At 32.6% G+C, this 19,167-nt stretch carries 17 protein-coding genes and 5 pseudogenes; 7 read left to right on the forward strand and 15 right to left on the reverse strand.

The genetic code is table 11. The annotated features are described in order from the left end of the window. Positions 1 to 2 precede the first annotated feature (2 nt). Positions 3 to 764 (forward strand): hypothetical protein, encoded by a 762-nt coding sequence (locus tag ACZZ95_RS14745; protein WP_463469624.1) that lies wholly within the window; start codon positions 3 to 5, stop codon positions 762 to 764. Positions 765 to 963: 199 nt separating this feature from the next. Beyond that, positions 964 to 1,203, forward strand: a pseudogene (locus ACZZ95_RS14750) (hypothetical protein); the annotation flags it as partial. A gap of 66 nt (positions 1,204 to 1,269) precedes the next feature. Here ACZZ95_RS14750 and ACZZ95_RS14755 read toward each other — a convergent pair. After that, a pseudogene (locus ACZZ95_RS14755) lies at positions 1,270 to 1,918 on the reverse strand (AAA family ATPase); the annotation flags it as partial. A gap of 26 nt (positions 1,919 to 1,944) precedes the next feature. Between ACZZ95_RS14755 and ACZZ95_RS14760 the strand changes: the two are divergent. Continuing rightward, complete coding sequence (locus ACZZ95_RS14760) at positions 1,945 to 2,718, forward strand: hypothetical protein (protein ID WP_463471800.1); 774 nt, start codon at positions 1,945 to 1,947, stop codon at positions 2,716 to 2,718. Between the two features lie 63 nt (positions 2,719 to 2,781). Here ACZZ95_RS14760 and ACZZ95_RS14765 read toward each other — a convergent pair whose 3' ends face one another. The 12 genes and pseudogenes from ACZZ95_RS14765 to murQ all read right to left on the reverse strand — a co-directional run bounded on the left by ACZZ95_RS14765 (position 2,782) and on the right by murQ (position 12,131). Continuing rightward, the gene (locus ACZZ95_RS14765; RefSeq protein WP_463469625.1) at positions 2,782 to 2,991 is read right to left on the reverse strand and encodes a hypothetical protein; all 210 of its coding nucleotides are present in this window, start codon (positions 2,989 to 2,991) and stop codon (positions 2,782 to 2,784) included. Further along, positions 2,948 to 4,567 (reverse strand): cytochrome-c peroxidase, encoded by a 1,620-nt coding sequence (locus tag ACZZ95_RS14770; RefSeq protein ID WP_463469626.1) that lies wholly within the window; start codon positions 4,565 to 4,567, stop codon positions 2,948 to 2,950. Before ACZZ95_RS14770 ends, ACZZ95_RS14765 begins: the two co-directional genes overlap by 44 nt. Before the next feature lie 66 nt (positions 4,568 to 4,633). After that, on the reverse strand, positions 4,634 to 6,112 hold the full coding sequence (locus ACZZ95_RS14775) for a PhoX family protein (RefSeq protein WP_463469627.1): 1,479 nt from the start codon (positions 6,110 to 6,112) through the stop codon (positions 4,634 to 4,636). A 164-nt stretch (positions 6,113 to 6,276) separates the two neighbouring features. Continuing rightward, entirely contained in the window at positions 6,277 to 6,906 is a 630-nt protein-coding gene (locus ACZZ95_RS14780) for a 3'-5' exonuclease (RefSeq protein WP_463469628.1), read from the reverse strand. Positions 6,907 to 6,908: 2 nt separating this feature from the next. Beyond that, complete coding sequence (locus ACZZ95_RS14785; RefSeq protein ID WP_463469629.1) at positions 6,909 to 8,828, reverse strand: DUF294 nucleotidyltransferase-like domain-containing protein; 1,920 nt, start codon at positions 8,826 to 8,828, stop codon at positions 6,909 to 6,911. A gap of 157 nt (positions 8,829 to 8,985) precedes the next feature. Beyond that, positions 8,986 to 9,357 carry a DNA topoisomerase IV gene (locus ACZZ95_RS14790; protein ID WP_095953261.1) on the reverse strand — a complete coding sequence of 124 codons (372 nt, stop codon included), beginning with the start codon at positions 9,355 to 9,357 and terminating at the stop codon, positions 8,986 to 8,988. A gap of 125 nt (positions 9,358 to 9,482) precedes the next feature. Continuing rightward, on the reverse strand, positions 9,483 to 10,067 hold the full coding sequence (locus ACZZ95_RS14795) for a DUF1572 family protein (RefSeq protein ID WP_463469630.1): 585 nt from the start codon (positions 10,065 to 10,067) through the stop codon (positions 9,483 to 9,485). Between the two features lie 204 nt (positions 10,068 to 10,271). Further along, on the reverse strand, positions 10,272 to 10,430 hold the full coding sequence (locus ACZZ95_RS14800) for a hypothetical protein (protein ID WP_463471801.1): 159 nt from the start codon (positions 10,428 to 10,430) through the stop codon (positions 10,272 to 10,274). Further along, entirely contained in the window at positions 10,384 to 10,674 is a 291-nt protein-coding gene (locus ACZZ95_RS14805) for a pentapeptide repeat-containing protein (protein ID WP_463471684.1), read from the reverse strand. Before ACZZ95_RS14805 ends, ACZZ95_RS14800 begins: the two co-directional genes overlap by 47 nt. 36 nt (positions 10,675 to 10,710) lie before the next feature. Then, positions 10,711 to 10,761: pseudogene (locus tag ACZZ95_RS14810) on the reverse strand (hypothetical protein); the annotation flags it as partial. Positions 10,762 to 10,909: 148 nt separating this feature from the next. Next, on the reverse strand, positions 10,910 to 11,131 hold the full coding sequence (locus tag ACZZ95_RS14815; RefSeq protein ID WP_095953266.1) for a DUF6095 family protein: 222 nt from the start codon (positions 11,129 to 11,131) through the stop codon (positions 10,910 to 10,912). 188 nt (positions 11,132 to 11,319) lie between these two features. After that, positions 11,320 to 12,131: pseudogene (murQ, locus tag ACZZ95_RS14820) on the reverse strand (N-acetylmuramic acid 6-phosphate etherase). Positions 12,132 to 12,308: 177 nt separating this feature from the next. Here murQ and ACZZ95_RS14825 point away from each other — a divergent pair. From ACZZ95_RS14825 to ACZZ95_RS14835, 3 genes are all read left to right on the forward strand, one after another. Further along, complete coding sequence (locus ACZZ95_RS14825; RefSeq protein ID WP_463469632.1) at positions 12,309 to 13,451, forward strand: helix-turn-helix domain-containing protein; 1,143 nt, start codon at positions 12,309 to 12,311, stop codon at positions 13,449 to 13,451. Between the two features lie 155 nt (positions 13,452 to 13,606). Continuing rightward, on the forward strand, positions 13,607 to 14,185 hold the full coding sequence (locus ACZZ95_RS14830) for a carboxypeptidase-like regulatory domain-containing protein (RefSeq protein ID WP_463469633.1): 579 nt from the start codon (positions 13,607 to 13,609) through the stop codon (positions 14,183 to 14,185). A gap of 73 nt (positions 14,186 to 14,258) precedes the next feature. Then, complete coding sequence (locus ACZZ95_RS14835; protein WP_463469634.1) at positions 14,259 to 15,992, forward strand: outer membrane beta-barrel family protein; 1,734 nt, start codon at positions 14,259 to 14,261, stop codon at positions 15,990 to 15,992. A 181-nt stretch (positions 15,993 to 16,173) separates the two neighbouring features. On the opposite strand, the pseudogene ACZZ95_RS14840 reads toward ACZZ95_RS14835, so the two are convergent. Together ACZZ95_RS14840 and ACZZ95_RS14845 are read right to left on the reverse strand one after the other, a co-directional pair. Further along, positions 16,174 to 16,845: pseudogene (locus ACZZ95_RS14840) on the reverse strand (ZIP family metal transporter). A 95-nt stretch (positions 16,846 to 16,940) separates the two neighbouring features. After that, entirely contained in the window at positions 16,941 to 17,705 is a 765-nt protein-coding gene (locus ACZZ95_RS14845; protein ID WP_463469635.1) for a class I SAM-dependent methyltransferase, read from the reverse strand. Positions 17,706 to 17,856: 151 nt separating this feature from the next. On the opposite strand from ACZZ95_RS14845, the gene ACZZ95_RS14850 reads away from it, so the two are divergent. Next, complete coding sequence (locus ACZZ95_RS14850) at positions 17,857 to 19,020, forward strand: THUMP domain-containing class I SAM-dependent RNA methyltransferase (RefSeq protein WP_463469636.1); 1,164 nt, start codon at positions 17,857 to 17,859, stop codon at positions 19,018 to 19,020. Positions 19,021 to 19,167 lie beyond the last annotated feature (147 nt).

Here is a 19,167-nt window from a genome sequence, read left to right on the forward strand (position 1 = left end):
CCATGAAAAAATTACTTTATTTATTTGTTGCTAGTTTACTAGTATTTACTTCTTGTTCAAAAGATGATGATTCATCCAATTCAACTTCTTCAGTTTTACCGAAAACAGTAACAACTGTATATAGTGATGGGGACTCAGATATTCAAAATATTGTATACAATGGAAATAAAATAGTTAGTATTACAGAAAAAGATGGCTCTGTAAAAAGGTACACTTACACAGGGAATCTAATAACAAAAATGGAAGAGTTTGAAAATGATGGGAATATTTATTATATAATTAATTATGAGTATTCTGGTGATAAGTTGATAAGCCTAACTAGAAGAAATTTTTATACATTTTATACTTATAAAACAAAGTTTGTTTATAATTCAGATGATACAGTTTCTTACACTGAATTTAGAACTGATATTTCAACAGGAATTGAGCAATTATATGGAGAGGTGGGGAAATTTACATTTAAAGATGGGAATTTAGTAAAAAAAGAAAGGTCATATAATGACTCAAATTATTTGACTATATATGAATATGATAATAATCATAATCCATTTAAAAATATTACAGGTTTTAAATCATTATTAAATGAAGCAACTTTAAATAATGTAATGAAAGAAACCTACACTTCAGGAACTGGAGCAGATATTTATACAAATACAACAACTTATAGTTATAAGTATGATGCAAACAATTACCCAACAGAACAGGTAAGAAGCTATGAAATTGGAAGATCAATTTCTACGGAGACTAGCCAGTTTGCTTATTAGTACAACTTAAATGTAAAAAAACCGAACTCTTCGTCATTAAAATTCGAAGTGTTTGGTTTTTTATATAAAAATAAATCTCACCTACTTATTCTTCTGTTTTTGAATACAAATAAATCACATTAATTAATGCTGAAAAAAATACTTGTTTTTTTGTTTACATTTTTTAGTTTTTGAGATTGTTCAATTAGTTTTTGAGTAAGTAAAAGGCATTCAAAAAGAAGATTTACATATTGATGTAGAAGACTTCATAGCCGTAAAAGGTTTTAAAGCTTTAGGAAATCAATTAACTACAGATAAATTAAAACAAGTTAATTTATTAGATCCATTGCCTTATGAAGAACCAGTCGAAGAAGTTCCAGAGAAACCAGAATTATCAGATGATGATCCCGTAGAAACAGAATTGGATGATGATGGCCAAATAGGACTCGTTTTAGATTAATAATAAGTAAAAAGCGCTAAAAAAATAATAATTCTTAGCGCTTTTTATTTTTTGACTTAATGTAGTTTAATTTAAAACTTCTTTTTTAGTCCATTTTACTTCATTATTTTCAATACTAACCGAAATAGTATCGCCATCTTTGACTTCACCTGAAATTATTTTTTTAGCTAATGGTCTTCTTAAATGGCTTCTAATAATACTTTTTATTGGTCTTGCCCCGTATTTAGCATTGTATCCATTTTCTGCAAGATAAACTTTAGATTCCATCGGAATATCGACTATAATATTGATATTTTTCAATAAATCAGTAAACTCTTTTTTAAGGTGAATCTCGAATATTTTTAGAGCATTTTCTTTACTGATAGGCGCAAAAGGTACAATTTCTGTCAAACGTCCTAAAAACTCAGGTCTAAAATAATTTGCCATAATCTCCATTAAGGAAGTTGAAGTTGGAATTTCTCCATTAGTGAAAGTGCTGACAATATGATCTGCTCCAATATTCGAGGTAAAAAGAATTATGGCATTTGAGAAGTCACCTTCTTTACCTAATCGGTCATGCAGTTTTCCTTCATCCATAATCTGCAGGAAAACATCAAAAACAGATGGATGTGCTTTTTCAATTTCATCAAATAAAACTATTGAATATGGTTTTTGGCGAATTTTATTTACTAGTAAGTCAGCCAGACTCATACCCAACATACCCTGGGGGAGCTCCACGATTTAGAGTCCGTTATTGATCCTTTGAACAATCACTATGAGATAAAAGAATTTAAAGACGGCGTGCTCGAAGAAGGAAGCGCGGTTTTACGAACAGGAGGAGTTTCACGGTTTGATTCAAGAAGCGCATCAGAATTATTACAAAATGTTTTAGATGTTTTAAAAGATGAAAGCTCTTCTTTCTCCGGATTAGGAAAAGATTTTATGAATAGTTCATTGGTTGAGATCAATCAGTCGCTGGCGTCTGTAGAACAACAGGCAAAAGAAAGCCGTTTTTCGCAAAACAATGATCCTTACTTAATGATTAAACCTAAAAGTGATGAGAGTGTTGGGAAAGAATTTTCAATTAATTATTGGTCAACATGTGCAGAAGAAGGCAATGATATAAAAGCTGGAACTGTTTTAGAATGCAAAGATTTATCTTTTATAAGTAAAGAAGCAACTCTTATGACCAATACAGTAGGAGGTTTAAACAAACAAAACAATAAAGACAGAATTCTGGCCTATAGAAATGCCTTGCTGACTCGTGGCAGAATTGTAACTTTTGCAGACATTAAAGCTTTTGGATTTAATCATTTTAAAAGTTCAATAGCCGATATTACAATTGAAAAGGGAACGCGAAAAGAAATTTCGGTAAAAGCTGGTTTTAGCCGTACTGTAGATATTTTCATAAAAACAAATCAGGAAGAAAAACAAAATTTGTCAAATTCAGAATGGGAATATTTGTGTGACAGCTTTATGAAGCATCTTAAAAATAGATCATCAAACGTGTTTCCGTATCGATTGATTATAGACTAAGAAATAACAAACGCCAGAAAAATAATTTCTGGCGTTTTTGCAATTGGAAGTTATTACTGGTTTTTATTGGTATTTTTTATCCGTAAGTGTTTTCATAAAAACAACAAGATCTTGTTCTTCTTTCACTGTTAAGTTCAGTTTGTCAAAAGGTAAAGTTTGATTTTCTACTTCATATCCTAAACCTTGACCACCGCCTTTGTTATAGAAAGAAACCACTTCTTCTAGAGTTTTAAAAACCCCGTTGTGCATATAGGGCGCAGTAACTGCAAGCATTTCTAACAGTGGGTGTTTTAAAAGCACCTACTAACTGCGGCATTTTATTGTATAAATAACGACCTTGATCTGGACTCAATGATTTTCCAGAAGCTTCATTTGGAGTTCCAATAACTTCATGTTCCGTTTTAGAATAACTTGGCGGAACCGTTCCGTTAAATAAAGGTGTAAAATGACAAGTAGTACATTTTGCTTTTCCCATAAAAAGATTCATTCCTTCAATTTCCTGATTGTTTAAGGCATTTTTATTTCCACGCATATAGTCATCAAATCTGGAATCAAAAGAATTTAAAGAGCGTACATAACTGGCAATAGCATTTTGAATCTGCCATGCTTCAGCTTTAGAGGTTTTAGGATAAGCCTTTTTAAATAGTTTTATATAATCCTGATCTAATAAAATTTTAGCATGAATATTTTCCATAGAACCATGCATTTCATCTTTATTCTGGATCACATCGACACTTTGTTTTTCTAAATCTAATTGACGCATATCCCAAAATTGCGCATTTTGCAGTGAAGCGTAAGTTAGAGTAGGAGTGTTTCGGGCTAAGTTAGAACCAGTTAGCGAAAGGTTTGTTTTCAAACCGTCTGTAAAAGCTTTTTCTGGATTATGACAAGTCGCACAGCTTCGGTCATTGTTTTTAGAAAGGCTTTTGTCGTAAAACAATTTTTCTCCCAAAAGGGCTTTTTCTTTTGTATAATTATACTCTTCTGAAAGTACAAAAGCGTTTACATCAAAAGCATCTTGGTCGAATAAAGTTTCAATAGTTGGTTTTAGCGGACTGCTTTTTTTTACATTCTTAATATGATCTTCTTTTTGAAAAGCTTTTAAGTTTTTCGAAATCGGATTCAGATATTCGGTAATAAAAACAGCACGGTTAAAAGCGTTGAAATTGCTATTTTCTTGACAATATTTTTGCGCTTTAGAAGTTAATTTTTTTAATACTTGTAATGATTTATTACTGGCATTAATTTTTTCAAGTGATGTTGGAATCACAACCAAACTTTGTCCAGCTTCTGGAATTGAAGATTGCAAAATAGGGCTGTCAAAGCCTGTAATTCCTAAAGCTATAACTCTAAATACATTTTGCTGAATTGCATCTAAAACATAATCATCGCTGATGGTAATAACGTCAAAAGTCCTTTTCAGCTGTTCAATATTCGACTTAAAAATATTTATTTCTCTTATTAAATCTTCTTTGCTTTCTGGATTATATTCTGGATAAATCATTTCTTCCATCACCTGAAAACCGTGTGGTTCAAAAGATCTGTTTTCTTCTAATTCCATTTCATCCAAAGCAGGACCATTCATAAATCGGGCTGTTTCTGGAATAAAATATTCAATTGCCCATTCGACTTTTTTATAAACCAAACGTGATTTTTTGAATTGTTCGACTATTTCTTTTTGGGAAGAATTACTCGTTACTAGTTTTTGAAAATCAACAATTTCGTTATTTAATTTCGTTAAATCAATCAGTAAATCTTGTTTGATTGTTGCTTTTGAAGTTTCACTTTCTTTGCATGAAAAAAACAAACAAATTGTTAAAAATAGAAATGTAAGGTATTTAAATTTCATAATAGTACTGTAATAGAAACAACCCTTATCGAAAAATAAGGGTTGCTTTATAGTTGGAACAAATTATTATCGTTGTACGTTTCTGATAATTACAGTTTGTCCGCCTTCTTTGTTAGTTTGAGTTCCAGAACCGTCAGCATTTTTAAATGCATCGCTCTGCCAAGTGTGAGGGTGAATATTTACGGTAAAAGTATCTGGAACACCAATGATATCAGATATATCTTCCATTGCACCAAATTCCCAGCTTCCAAATCTCATTTCACCAGATTGGTTGTATAAAGTATTCCAAGCAACGTCAGTTCTTTTGTGGTTCATGTTTAACCACGCTTTATTTTGTTTTGAAGCAATATTGTACTGCCAGATGTAAGAGTCATGTTTAGCATCAGCATAATAACTATCACCATCTTCCTGAATGTATACAAAGTTTTCTGTTACACATAAGTTATCAGGATTAATGATTCCAGTTCCAGGAGTACTGTCGCCTTCAACAGCTAATTCTAAAGTTCCCTTAAGCGGATCTGCAGCATCCATTTTCAATTTATAAACTCTTCCCCACATCGTGTATCCATCAACTGGAGCATTATTAGTTGCCTGACCTGTTGCAGTAAAATAAACTTCTCTATTGTTGCTTGCGCTTCCTTTTCTGTAATCTACATCTTCAACTCTCGAAAAACGAATTGCTTTTAAATCATTTACAGTTGTATTGATTACCGCTCCAGTTAAGTTTTTAGCATTCGGAATTTCAACAAATTGAACAGGATATGAATTGTTTAATGTCATAGTTGTTTCAACCTGATTTCCGTCTGTTCTTTTTAAAGCATATAATTTTCCGTTTGATAAATCGCCAACCGTACTCATGTACATAATTAATTGTCCAGCACTTACGTGAGAAGTTGCATACGATTGATCTTCTCCAATAAGGATAACCGTTTTTCCTGGATAAGCTTCTTTTGGAAGCGGCACAGCGTTTTCCATGCTTGCTTTTCCTAAAGCGGGTAAAACTCTGTCAGTTCTGCCTTTATCTGAAGATAATCCTAATGGATTGATTCCGTGAACCATACTTTCCTGACCGCTTTCTCCTGCAGTTAAAAAGATTGGACCAAATCCGTGAATTTCTGGTGTAGCCAACGTTGCTGAACACAAACGAGTTAAACCTCCAACACCATCAACTAAGTAATCTCCTTTTACAGGTTTGAAAGTTTTGTCTAAATAAACTCTAGAAACCGATTGAAGAATTTCGTGATTCGTAATCATGATATATCCGTCTCCATTTGGGTCTTTCATTAATCCGGCACCATCTGGCTGTGCACCATAAACGAATGTAGGAGATTCTGGAAGTACGTCTGAACTTGCAATTAAAGTACTGATTTTTAGGTTTTCGAATCCAGTCATTGGATAAACAAAAGCAGGTACTTTTGAATGTGAAGTAAAATCGATGCTGGTATTTACATCGTTAGAAGATTTTTTGTCATCATCCTGACAACTGATTGCAGAAAAACCTGCAAGTCCAAGCAAGGTAATAGATTTTAAAAAGTTAGCTTTCATAATTGTTTTTTTGTTTTTTTTGATCAGAACAAAGCTATCTCACAAAAACAAAATACAGGTTAAGGCTATTTTTTCTTATTGCTAATTTTTATAAGTCTTATATTATTAAATGGTAAAAAATAGTATTTGAATGTAAATTTAAGACTCCTAAAAAAAACTTAAAATCATTTAAAAAGCTGATTTAAGTTAACCGCTTTTTTTTCTCTTAGTTTTTTTACAATTTTAAGAAAAGCAATGGCAGTTATATAGGCGTCACCCAAAGCAGTGTGACGGTCTTTTTTAGAAATATCAAATTTATCGGCAAGATCGTCTAGAGTATAATGATCTTTACGTTCGAATAAATGCGATTGAATTAAAGTCTTTTTATACAAGTATGCGGTATCTAACGTTTTATTAGTCAAATGCGGAAGCCCATTTCTTTCCAAGGCTTTGTTAATCATCGTAACATCAAAAATGGTGTGATGTGCAATGATAATTGAATCTCCCAAAAAATCTAAAAACTGCTGTAAAGCTTCTAATTCAGTTGGACGTCTAACTAATAAATCTCTTAAAATACCATGAATCTGAGCGGTCGATTTATCATAATGATCCTGTTCAAGATAAATCTCAAAACTGTCTTGAACAGAAATAATTCCATTTTGAAGCACCAACGCACCAATGCATAACATTCGGTCATTTTCGTAGTCAAAACCAGTTGTTTCAGTATCTAAAACAACAAAACGAGTTTCTTCAATGGTGATATTTTCATCAAAGAGATTGTCTTCTTCTTTCTTCCAAAAATTAAATAAACTCATTGCTATACCAGATTTGAAATATTAAAACGTACCGAAATAAGTTCCTGAAGTTCTTTTATGGTTTTAAAAGTACGTTTCAGTTTAATTTTTTCCATTTTAGTTAAAGATTCCAATTCGATAAACTGACCAGAATCATGATGCAATAACCCTTGTTTAGTTCTAAATTTCAACAAAGCTTTAAACGAATACGAACATGACAAATACAATTCGCTATTATTTGGTTCTAATTCAGCCAATTTTTCAAAACGTTCGGCCGTATTGCTGATTGATTTTACAGAATGAGATAAAATTAAAACACGTGCAAGATCTGTCAATGGCATTAAAGCTCTTCTTTTAATATCAAAATTATCTTTGTTTGCACCATCTTGTTCAACCAAAAATTGTCTAAAGAAACCAGTAGGCGAAGGGCTTTGCAAAGCACCGCTTACCAAATGCATATAAAAAATAGGATTGGCTTTTACGTTTTCAAAAATAGAATCAGACAATTGATTTACAATTTCGGCATCTCCATACGTCATACTGTAATCAAAGAAAATAAACGATAACAAAACTTCATTTTTACCAGGATTGGTGATCCAATGGTGGACTTGACTTTTCCATTCATCCAGACTCATACACCATTTCGGGTTTGACGCCATCATTTCTGCAGGGCAGTAATCGTAGCCAATTTCAAAAAGACCTTTATTAACAAGACTGGCAAATTTTTGAAAATAGATTTTAGTTTCATCCCTAAAAACGTCATTTACATTTTCGTACACAATGGCATTGTCCTGATCGGTATGCGACATTTGTTCGCCGCGACCCTGACTTCCTAGTGCCAGCCAGGCAAATTTTACCGGCGACGGACTGCTCATTTTTTCGATACAAATTTCGATTACACGAGTGGTACAAGCCTCATTAAGTTCGGTTATGATTTTGGTTATCAAAGTCATTGGAATATTTTGATCCAGATAACCTTGAAGCAATTGCATTATTTGGTTGCGGATAGGTTTTATTTCCTTAATTTTTTTGGTACGTTTCAACGCTTTGATCAAAACCGCTGGATTATTTCCAAGCACCACCATAACGTCATGTTTCGATAAAATACCGACCGCTTTGGTATTGACTGTACCATCTTTCGTTAAACACAAATGACTGATATTGCTCTTCATCATTGCCATCTGCGCCTCTGTAACCGTCATTTTTTTGGAATACGTAATAACTGGTTTTGTCATTATCGTTTCGGCAGTCGTTGTTATCGGAAAATCTCCCGTAACAATTTTATTTCGAAGATCCTTATCTGTCAAAATACCAATTGGAAGCATTTCGTCCACAATCAAAATTGCACCAACTTTCTTTTTCCCCATGATTTTAGCAATATCCTTTACCGTAGTTGACGGACTGCAGGTTACAATTTTTTTGGAATATTTAATTGGCGCTAAATCAAAAGAATGATTGCTTGAATTTAGATTTTCATTGAGCAGATCATCACCATATAATTTGTCTTTATGAATATCAGAGTACGGATTCCGTGTGTTGGAAGCGTAACTTTCAATCAAAAAATTACCGACATTTCTATTCTCAAGCGCGTAAGGTTTAAAAACCGCAATTGGAATGGCGTATAAAATACTTTCTTCATGAGCCACAGCTTCCATAATATAATTTTCCTGTGCCAAAAGCGGGCGAAGGCCAAAAATATCACCTTCATCACACATATCTAAAACTGTATTTTTAGTACTTTTTTTCAAAGCAACTGCACCTTTATGAACCACATAAAAAGAATCATGTGTTTTGTCATTTTCAGCAAAAATTACAGCATCTTTATCTTTATAAATAATAGAAATCTGTTCAGAGAGTTTTTCTAAGTCTTTCTGGTGTAAAAAATTGAAAGGCGGATAACTTTTTAAAAAGTCGGCAACTCTTTGCGAAATGGTATTTTTCATTGGGTTAGATTAGAGTTCTAAAATACTATTTTAAATAGAAATGTAAAAGAAACACGTTTTATTTTTTTATTAAGGAGCAAAGGTACAAAGACGCAGAGGGACAGAGGTTTTGCATTTTGCGCCCATAAAAAAAGTCCCGAAATGGAACTTTAATATATTAGTCAACTTTGTAAACCTTGCCTCGTTGTTTTTCTTCAGAACCAACCATTCCGAATTCAAAAGTATACGAATCTTTAGAAGTGTTTAAAATCTTCATACTGATCGCTTTTTCCTCTGCCATATTTTTCGGATGTTTTTTTTGCAGTACATATTCACAGTCACTTACCCAGCGTATTGTCGCAGTATCAGTTTTCCCGTCAAAAGTTTCGATTTCGATATCGTCTTTACGCTCAAAATAAGTTGTTTTTTTTACGCCGTTAACTTCAAACTCAAATTTGAATTTTCCAGTTTTGAAATCTTTACAATTGTGTTCTGTATTATAGCACGAAACCAAAGCCAGAAAAGGAAATAAGAATATAAATTTTTTCATTTAAATAAGTTGTTTTGTTAGAAGCTAATCCTGCTGTCCGCTATATCTTTTGTGCTGAACCCCAGCACAAAAGGATGCTGCTTCCATCAGGGCTAGTGATATACTTTGTGTCATCTTGAGCGCAGTCAATAAGTTATTTCAATCTTTTTTAATTCATCATCGGTAAAGTTCTTAATTTCTTTTTCTTTGGCAAACTTTTCAGCATTGTAATTTCCCGATTTATTTTTCGGAATCGATAAACTTTCCCATTCACTGTTTTTCAATTGTTTGGCATAAAAAACAATTTGCCCCACATGATACGGATAATGCGCCAATTGACGGTTTATTGCCTCTATAACAGTATGGCCTTCATTTCGAATATAAATAATTTCTGAAAGCTGTTCTGGCTGTAAGCCTTCCAAAGCATTTTCGAGACAAGTCCAGCCTTTGTTCCACACTTCCAGAACTTCTTCTTTTGACTGTAAATCATTCTCAAATTCAGCATCGCGGTTTCGCCAGTCTTTTTCTCCATCAGAAGTTAAAAAGTCAGTCCAGCGCGAAAGCATATTGCCAGAAATGTGTTTTACAATTGTGGCAATGCTGTTTGTATCTTCATTTACCGCCGCAAAAAGTTGTTCTGGCTGTAATTGATCGATAGCTTTTTGTCCAAGCATTTTATAATATAAAAATTGCTTTTTGACACTTTCTAAATAATGCTGATCAGATTTCATGATTATAAAGTTATGTTGCTATACCGCTCCGAAGGAGCTCTTACTAAACAAAAATCAATTTTCTATAAATATAGCGCTCTTATAGAGCTTGAATTTTTTTAAATCTAATCTAAACTCCGTTAGGAGTAACATCTTTATAGAAAAAAACAAAATTGAATTAGTTTTTTAAGCCTCATGGAGGCGATATCATTAGAAGTATAATTATCATACAATCTTAATATCATATTTATCCAATAATCCTATAATTCCATCATTAGAAAATTGCGCTTTTCGCATCGGATTAAATTCAGGATCAATTTTATAATTATAGGCTGTTCTAAAATCGACTGAAGCCAGTCTGCGTTTCGTTAAAAATGGCGCCATCAAGATTACAATTATCAAAAACCGAACTCGTTAAATTGGTTCCGATAAAAGTTACTTCACGCACAGAAGAATTGATGAACTTTGTTTTTGGCATTTTTTTATTCGAAAATAAAGCATAATCCAAAGTACAATCTTCAAAATAAACTTGGAACAAAAAGTCATCACATTCGTTAAAAGCGATTCCGAGAAGTTTACAATCTTTAAAAGTGACATTTTTTAAACTCGTTCCGGCTAAACTTGTCATAGAAAGATTGCAGTCAATAAATTCGCAGTCCAAAAAGGTATTATACGCAAAGTTGCTGTTTGAAAAATCACAATTTTTTAAAAACACAATCTTCAAACTCTCGATTGTTTATTTTTTTGTCGATGTAAACAACTTTTTCGAATGTTTTCTGAATGTGAATTAAACTTTCCATTTTGCTTCCTAAAGATTAAAAGTGTAGAGATGATTAAACCTGTCAGGTTTATTTGAAGACTATTTAGTCATTAAATAAACCTTTCATAATGATTTTCAATCCTAAAAAGATCAAAAACATAGAGCACAAACAAGCCACAATTCCGATTCCCAGAACAAGATAGTGCCAATCGGTATGCTGATTCATAAAAGCATTATAAATCAACGATGGCCCCAAAAACATCAAAGGCAGAGCGCCTGTTAGATATTTTACTCCTTTTCTCAGTAATTCTTTATTTGTAGACATTATTTTTATAATTTTTTGTTTCAGGTTGTTGGACTTACATTTAACCGCAAATTGAGCTAAGATTTACGCAATCCCGAAGCCTCGGGACGCAAAGTTTTTTTGATAAAGCTTAGCGGACTTTGTGTTTTATACAAAGCATTACAAACAAAAAACTTTGCGTGCTTTGCGGTTAAATTAAAGAAAACCTTTTACCTATTATAATTATCAACAGCATTTCTCACGCGCCATATTTTTTTAGTAATTCTGAACCTTCTTCGTATGAAACTGGAATTTCGTCCATAATCATTTTAACGCCGCGATCAACCAGTTTTATATTACTTAACTGCATATCTACCATTTTGTTGCCTCTAACTTTTCCAAGCTGAATCATCGTCGCGGTAGAAATCATATTCAAAACCAATTTTTGTGCAGTTCCGGCTTTCATTCTCGAACTTCCGGTAATAAATTCTGGTCCAACAACTACTTCAATCGGAAATTGAGCCGTCAATGCCAGCGGACTTCCTTCATTACAAGTAATACAGCCCGTAATAATATTATTTTGATTACAAGCTTCTAAACCGCTTATAACATAAGGAGTTGTACCAGAAGCGACAATTCCAATCACGACATCATTAGAATCGATATTATGATTTTGAAGATCAATCCAAGCGTTTGTAGTGCTGTCTTCAGCGTTTTCTACAGCACGTCTTATGGCTGTATCACCGCCGGCAATTATGCCATTTACCAAATCAAAAGGAACGCCAAATGTTGGCGGACACTCAGAAGCATCAACAACACCAAGTCGACCAGAAGTTCCTGCTCCGATATAAAATAATCTGCCTCCTAATTTTAATTTAGCGACGATTTGCGGAATCAAAGTTTCTATTTGCGTAGCCGCTTTTTCGACTGCATAAGGAACAGTTTTGTCTTCTTGATTAATATTGGATAACAATTCATGAACAGACATTTTTTCTAAATGTTCATACTTTGATGCTTGCTCAGTAGTTTTCGTAAATGTCATTTTATCGTTATTTAGACTGGTCAAAATTAATCTTTTTTCTATCAATCGCGAAATTATGTGAGCAAAGTCACAAAGAATTAAAGATCTTTTTATGTTTTATTTATGATGTTGCGAATGCTTTCTTACATCTTCATTAAATGAACTAAAATATTATATTTGTTTAATATTAAAAGATAAATGGACAAATTAGATTTATTACAAGGAATAGCTCGAATATCAGTTTTCGTTTCTTTATTATTAGCATTTTTTTTGTTAACCGTAAAAACGGAAAATAAATTAGCTAACCGATTATTTGCTTGGTTTTTTATTTTCTCTGCTATTGATCTCAGCGGTTTTTTTATTGACACGAGTACGCGGATGGAATTAAATCTAGAGATTTTTAGAGCTACAGCTTGTTTGTTTGGTATGCCCTTGTTTTATCTTTTTGTTTTAGCCGTTTGTTATTCTGATTTTAGATTAAAATGGAAACATTTAGTGCATGCAATTCCTTTTGTCGTGGTCAATTTATCTTTTCTTCCAAGAATTTACTTAAACGATACAGATTTAGAGACTTTTTTACCATCGCTTAATCAAATGGCGGAAATTTATTTTATTCAGATTTTGATCGAATTTCAATACGCATTTTATATCGTGAGTGTTTTCTTGATTTTGAAGAAATATCGAGAAATCTATATGGAAAATTATGCCAATGCAAGCACTTCTACCTATAAATGGCTTTTTCAGATTACTTGTGTATTTCTTGCGGCACATTTTATAGTAGCGTTAAAAAACATAATCCGTTACAGCGGTTTTCGAGAAGTTTTTTTATGGTCAAATGTACTCGTTGGCAGTATAGCTTTGTTTATAACGTGTTGGTTTATAATGAAAGCGTTAAAACATCCAGAACTTTTTAGAGGTGTTAATTCCAAATTGAAATTAACCAAAGATATTCTGCCGAAAAAGAATGAAAATACAATTGAAGTAAAAGAACATCAAGATGAAGTTGTCGACGCTCAAATTTCGACATTGAAACAATATATGGCAGAGAAAGAACCTTTTCTAGATCCATCACTTACGATTCAAGAACTGGCCAACCAAATTGATATTCCGGTTCGGGATTTATCTGTTTTGATTAATCATAAAATGGATCAGCATTTTTTTGATTTTGTGAATGAATACCGCATTCAAAAAGCAATGAATATTTTAAAAGATGAGTCCAAAAGCCAGCTTACTGTTCTGGAAATTTTATATGAAGTTGGTTTTAACTCCAAATCGTCCTTTAATACTTCTTTCAAAAAATATACGAATTTAACGCCGACCGCCTACCGAAACGCTTCATAATAAAAGGTTTGTAAAAAGTCGTACTTCATACCCTATAAAGTCGAACTGATTTCTACTGCAGAAATTGGTTCGACTTTTTTTTGTCGGTCGATATCTGAAAATTTCTAAGGCAACTTTGCTTCAAATTAATCGAACAAGTTTTAAAATTAGAAATCATGAAAAAATTAAACCTTCTTATCTTTTTAGTACTGCCTTTATTTTGTTTAGCACAATCATTTCAATTAAAAGGGAAAATTGCCAGCGAAAGAACTCCATTAGAATGGGCAGATATCTCGATATCAAATTCTGAAGGAAAAATCATTAACGGAACCACAACAAAACAAAATGGCAATTTTGAAATTAACCTCAAAAAAGGCTCTTATAAGATTGGAATAAGCCTGTTAGGATTTGAAGATTATGACAAAGAAATTACAATTGAAAAGGATACAGATTTAGGAATAATTATTTTGAAAGAAAGCACAACCAATTTAGTAGAAGTTGTTATTCAATCTAAAAAGAAAACAGTCGAACAGAAACCAGATCGTTTGGTTTACAATTTAGAAAACAATTTGACTACAGTTGGCGGAGATGCTTTAAGTGCTATTAATACAGCGCCTGGTGTCGTGGTAAAAAATGATATGATCACAATATTAGGAAAAGGGACTTCCCGCGTGATGATTGATGGAAGAATAATTGAGTTGGCAGGGGAGGAATTGAACAACTTTTTGAAATCTATTTCGGCGACTCGATATTAAGAATATTGAAATCATTAGTAATCCGCCGGCAAAATATGATGCAGAAGGAACTGGCGGATTGATAAATATTATTATGAAAAAAGGGGTACGTGATTCTTGGAAAAATGCAACGACAGTTTCTTACGATCAAAATAAATTCGGAATTTACACTTTAAGGGATAACTTTTTTTACAACAAGAATAAATTTAGATTTTCTGCCAGCGTAAATGCAAAAACAGGTTATTTGAATGCTACTGATGATTTGAAAATGTATTTTCCTGACGGACTTTCGCATATGAAAAGCGTAACGAAAGTAAAAACGGAAAACCTTTCTGGAAAACTGGCTTTAGATTATGATCTTTCTGAACGTACTTCAATTGGTTTTCAATATTTAAATGACAGAAATAACCCTGATTTTAAATCGGATATTCGAATTGATAATTATACGATTCAAAACAAATTGGATAATGTTACGCTGAATAATAGTTTTACGGATAAAGGATCTAAAAATCAAACCTACAATGCACATTTGGTAACCAAATTGGATTCTTTAAAAAGAAAATTATCTTTTGATGTGGATTATTTTGATTACAACTCGAAATTCGATAGAAATTTTATTGCCAATAATTATACGCCAGAAATGGTATTTGTAGATGTAAATCAGTCGGGGAGGAATATTTCAAATCAAGATATTGACAACTGGAGTTTTAAGGCCGATATGGAACATCCATTTCAAGCTTTAAATTTATCGTATGGCGCAAAAATGAGTTTTACAAATAGTATAAGCGATGTACTGTATTACAATACTATTACAGGAACTCCAGAATTAGATTCTGCGCAGTCAAACCGATTCAAATACACCGAAAATAATCAGGCGGTTTATATTAATGGAGATAAAAAATTCGGTTCAAAATGGAATTTCCAAATGGGATTAAGATTGGAAAACACACAGACAAACGGATTTTCTGAAACTATGAATCAGGAAACAGAAAATAATTATTTGAAATTATTTCCAACGTTTTATGCTTCGTACAAGAAAAATGAAAATAACACTTTTAGTTTGAATTATGGAAAAAGAATTAACAGACCTCGTTTTGATTTATTAAATCCGTTTAGAATTTACATTAACAGCAATAGTTATTCAGAAGGAAATCCGTTTTTAAGGCCTTCATTTAGTGATAATTTTGAGTTTGCGCATTCTTATAAAGAAATATTGAGAACAAGTGTTTTTGTAAATGTGGTTACCAACGGTTATGGCGTTTTGTTTACTGCAAACCCAGAAACGAATACTCAGATTGTAACGCGCGAAAACTATTTTAAAAACGTAAATTATGGAATTGGTGAAAGTTATTCGGCAAGTTTTGCAGAATGGTGGTCAAGTGAAAATTCGTTGTACTTTTTGGGAGCAAAAACAGAGTTTATAAAAGATATAAATGCATCGCCGTCAAATAGTTTACAAATTGATTTTTCTACAAACAATACTTTTGTAGTAGGAAAAACAACAAAACTGCAAATTGATTTTAGTTATAGTTCGCCTTTTAAAAGTGGTTTGTATGAAGTAGGTTATACCTCTAGTTTTGATATTGGTTTTAAACAGGATTTGTTTAATAAAACGATGCAGGTTGCGTTTTTAGCAAATGATATTTTTAATACATCTTATTTAAAAGATTTTACTTCGGTTGTAAATGGTGTAAAACAGGTGTATGATCAAAAAGAGAGCAACAGGTTTGTACGTTTATCTGTAGTGTATAATTTCGGAAACAAAAAGATAAATGTAAAAGAGCGTGCTTTTGGAAATCAGGAAGAGAAAAAGAGAGCAGGTAATTAAATTAGATAATTGAAATTTAATGTACTATCCTAACAGGTTTTTTCAACCTGTTAGGTATTTTAATACAACAGATTATATCTAAGAATTATAAAATTTATACTTAACAGGTTTTTTTCAATACAACAGATTATAAGACTTTATAAATTTATACCTAACAGGTTTTTAAAACCTGTTAGGAAATCTATAGAAAGAATGCCAATAAAATTCCGAGAACAATCATGGAAACTTTGGCAATATTAAATTTATGTCCTTCAGCCGCTTTCAAATATAATAGTTGACGAAATATGGAATAAAATACCAATTACAATTGCTGTTATTTCGGTGTAATAATCGTTTAGAAATGGTAAATATTCAGATGCGACAGTTCCTAGCGGTGTCATAATGGCAAAAGTCAGCATAAAAGCAAAAATGGCTTTTTTGTTTAAATCGGCATTGATGAAAAATGTCGTTAAAATTACCGCAATCGGCAAATGATGAATGGCAATTCCAAGAGCTAAATCGTGATGATGACTTACTGGAAAACCTTCTAAAAAGGCATGAATACAAAGACTTATAAATAATAACCACGGAATTTGAGACATTTTTGCGTGTCCGTGAACGTGGCCGTGTTCTGCTCCTTTGGAGAAAAATTCCAAAACAATCTGGAATAAAATCCCGACCATTATAAATATACCAATATTATGATTGTGAGATTTGTAAACCTCCGGCGACGAAATGCATTACCGTTAATGACAACAAAAATGAACCGCTGAAAGCAAGCAAGAAGTTTTAAATTGCTTTTGTTATTTGGTTTAATAAACAAAGCCACGCTATATCCTAAAAGTACAGAAAATAAGGGTAGTAGATAATTCATTTTATGTTTAATCGGTTTTTTGTTTAATCGTTTAATCGGTTTTTTTGTCAATTTGATTAAGTGATTAAACAAATTAACAGTTAAAACGAATAAACTTACTTAAAAATCATGATTAATCTTTCGCTTTCGGTTTTGTGGAATTTTTTGAGTTTATAATCTCCAAAAATATCTAAAAGGTAAATACCAGCTTCGTCCATTAAATCCTGAAAATCTTTTAAACTTAGTGCTTTTACTTTTTCGGTAAAATGATATTTTCGTCCTTGGTCTTCAAAATCAATTTCTTTAAAAATATGTCCATCTTCAATATATCTTTTAATATGAAAATCAATTTCGTCTACCGTTTTAGTTTCTTCAGGAACTAAAGTTTCAATTACCTGAGTTACGTTCATAAAGTCGATTACGGCAAAACCATATTCAGATAAACTTTCTTTAACTGCTTTCAGCGTAGTGAGATTGTCATCGTCATTTTCAAAATAACCAAAGCTTGTAAACAAATTAAAAATAGCATCGAACTTTTCTTCAAAGGGTTCGCGCATGTCATGCACTTTAAAATGAAGTGTTTCATTGCTGTTTTTGCTGGCTTCTGCAATGCTGTTTTCAGATAAATCTGCACCAAGAACATCGTACCCCAGCTGATTTAAATAAATAGAATGACGGCCTTTTCCGCATGCCAAATCAAGCACTTTTGCTTTTTCCGGCAAATTAAGGTAGTGCGTTAAGTTGTCCATGAAAACCTGAGCTTCACGATAATTGCGGTCCTTATAAAGTATGTGATAATAAGGAGTGTCAAACCACGAAGTATACCAATTTTGGTTGTCATCTTCTTGATTTGGGTTTGATGCGTTATGCTTTTCAGACATTTATTCTATTTCAATTAATTCAAAGTCCGGCAAATTTAGTGTATTTTTGCCGAAAAATAACTATTTAGCAACGATACATTGTTGCATTATCTAGAGATGCGCTGTAATGCATCTTTTTTAAATTTTAGTTTTTTTTAAATCAATAGATAAGATGGAAGAAAATTTTAAAATGATCGCCAAGTGTTTTTTTGGCTTTGAAGAAATATTAGAACAAGAATTACGCGCACTTGGAGCTCAGGATGTTGAAAAGGGAGTGAGAATGGTAAGTTTTAAGGGAGATAAAGGTTTTATGTATAAAGCCAATTTGTCTTTGCGTACGGCTCTTAAAGTCTTAAAACCAATTTACTCTTTTAGAGCTAATAATGAGCAGGCATTGTATAAAGGAATTTCGGGTGTAAACTGGTCGAAATTTTTAAATGCAAATCAGACTTTTGTAATTGATGCCACAGTGCATTCTACGTATTTCAATCATTCTGAGTTTGTTTCTCAAAAATGTAAAGATGCCATTGTAGATCAGTTTAGAGAGAGAACAGGACAACGCCCAAGTATTGATAAACAATATCCAGATTTACGTATTAACGTTCATATTGATAAAGATCAGGTTTCGGTTGCTTTAGATACTTCTGGAAACTCACTGCATCAGCGTGGTTACAGAACCGCTACGAATATTGCACCTATTAATGAGGTTTTGGCGACGGGAATTTTATTGTTGTCAGGCTGGGAAGGTCAAAGTCACTTTTTGGACCCGATGTGTGGTTCTGGAACTTTTTTGGCAGAAGCGGCAATGATTGCCTGCAATATTCCAGCAAATATCAACAGAAAAGAATTTGCTTTTGAAAAATGGAAAGATTGGGACAATGATTTGTTCGATGAAATTATAAATAGTTTGATGAAAAAAACAAAAGAGTTTCATTATACTATTAAAGGTTACGATAAAGCGCCAAGTGCAGTAAGCAAAGCAAAAGACAATATTAGAAATGCAAATCTGGAGGATTATGTAACAATCCGTGAGGATAACTTTTTTGATACGGAAAAAGAAACAGAAGGAAAACTTCATATTGTGTTCAACCCGCCGTATGATGAGCGTTTGGATATTCAGATGGAGAAATTCTACACCAGTATTGGAGATACACTAAAGAAAAACTATCCAGGAACAAATGCTTGGTTTATTACAGCAAACCTAGAAGCTTTAAAATTCGTTGGACTAAAACCTTCAAGAAAAATTAAACTTTTCAACGCTAGTTTAGAAGCGCGTTTGGTGAAATACGAAATGTACGAAGGAAGTAAGAGAACGAAATTTCAGGTCTCTGAATAGGTGCAAAGGATCAGAGGTGCAAAGAGGCAAAGGGAATTACTTTGCATCTTTCCACCTTAAAACTTTCACTCGATAAGAATATTAAAAATTTGGAACAAATACAACAAAATTAAAGAGGCGAACAACCTTTGCACCTTTGAGCCTTTG

The sequence above is a fragment of the Flavobacterium sp. AC267 genome (assembly GCF_979258715.1).

Excerpts from the sequence above, each read along its gene's own strand:
- ACZZ95_RS14795 (WP_463469630.1), bottom strand. The coding sequence starts at position 10,067 with ATGAAATCTGATCAGCATTATTTAGAAAGTGTCAAAAAGCAATTTTTA.
- ACZZ95_RS14800 (WP_463471801.1), bottom strand. The coding sequence starts at position 10,430 with ATGGCGCCATTTTTAACGAAACGCAGACTGGCTTCAGTCGATTTTAGA.
- ACZZ95_RS14835 (WP_463469634.1), top strand. The coding sequence starts at position 14,259 with ATGAAAAAAGGGGTACGTGATTCTTGGAAAAATGCAACGACAGTTTCT.
- ACZZ95_RS14825 (WP_463469632.1), top strand. The coding sequence starts at position 12,309 with ATGGACAAATTAGATTTATTACAAGGAATAGCTCGAATATCAGTTTTC.
- ACZZ95_RS14745 (WP_463469624.1), top strand. The coding sequence starts at position 3 with ATGAAAAAATTACTTTATTTATTTGTTGCTAGTTTACTAGTATTTACT.
- ACZZ95_RS14770 (WP_463469626.1), bottom strand. The coding sequence starts at position 4,567 with ATGAAATTTAAATACCTTACATTTCTATTTTTAACAATTTGTTTGTTT.
- ACZZ95_RS14775 (WP_463469627.1), bottom strand. The coding sequence starts at position 6,112 with ATGAAAGCTAACTTTTTAAAATCTATTACCTTGCTTGGACTTGCAGGT.
- ACZZ95_RS14805 (WP_463471684.1), bottom strand. The coding sequence starts at position 10,674 with ATGACAAGTTTAGCCGGAACGAGTTTAAAAAATGTCACTTTTAAAGAT.
- ACZZ95_RS14845 (WP_463469635.1), bottom strand. The coding sequence starts at position 17,705 with ATGTCTGAAAAGCATAACGCATCAAACCCAAATCAAGAAGATGACAAC.
- ACZZ95_RS14815 (WP_095953266.1), bottom strand. The coding sequence starts at position 11,131 with ATGTCTACAAATAAAGAATTACTGAGAAAAGGAGTAAAATATCTAACA.
- ACZZ95_RS14780 (WP_463469628.1), bottom strand. The coding sequence starts at position 6,906 with ATGAGTTTATTTAATTTTTGGAAGAAAGAAGAAGACAATCTCTTTGAT.
- ACZZ95_RS14790 (WP_095953261.1), bottom strand. The coding sequence starts at position 9,357 with ATGAAAAAATTTATATTCTTATTTCCTTTTCTGGCTTTGGTTTCGTGC.
- ACZZ95_RS14830 (WP_463469633.1), top strand. The coding sequence starts at position 13,607 with ATGAAAAAATTAAACCTTCTTATCTTTTTAGTACTGCCTTTATTTTGT.
- ACZZ95_RS14850 (WP_463469636.1), top strand. The coding sequence starts at position 17,857 with ATGGAAGAAAATTTTAAAATGATCGCCAAGTGTTTTTTTGGCTTTGAA.
- ACZZ95_RS14765 (WP_463469625.1), bottom strand. The coding sequence starts at position 2,991 with ATGCTTGCAGTTACTGCGCCCTATATGCACAACGGGGTTTTTAAAACT.
- ACZZ95_RS14785 (WP_463469629.1), bottom strand. The coding sequence starts at position 8,828 with ATGAAAAATACCATTTCGCAAAGAGTTGCCGACTTTTTAAAAAGTTAT.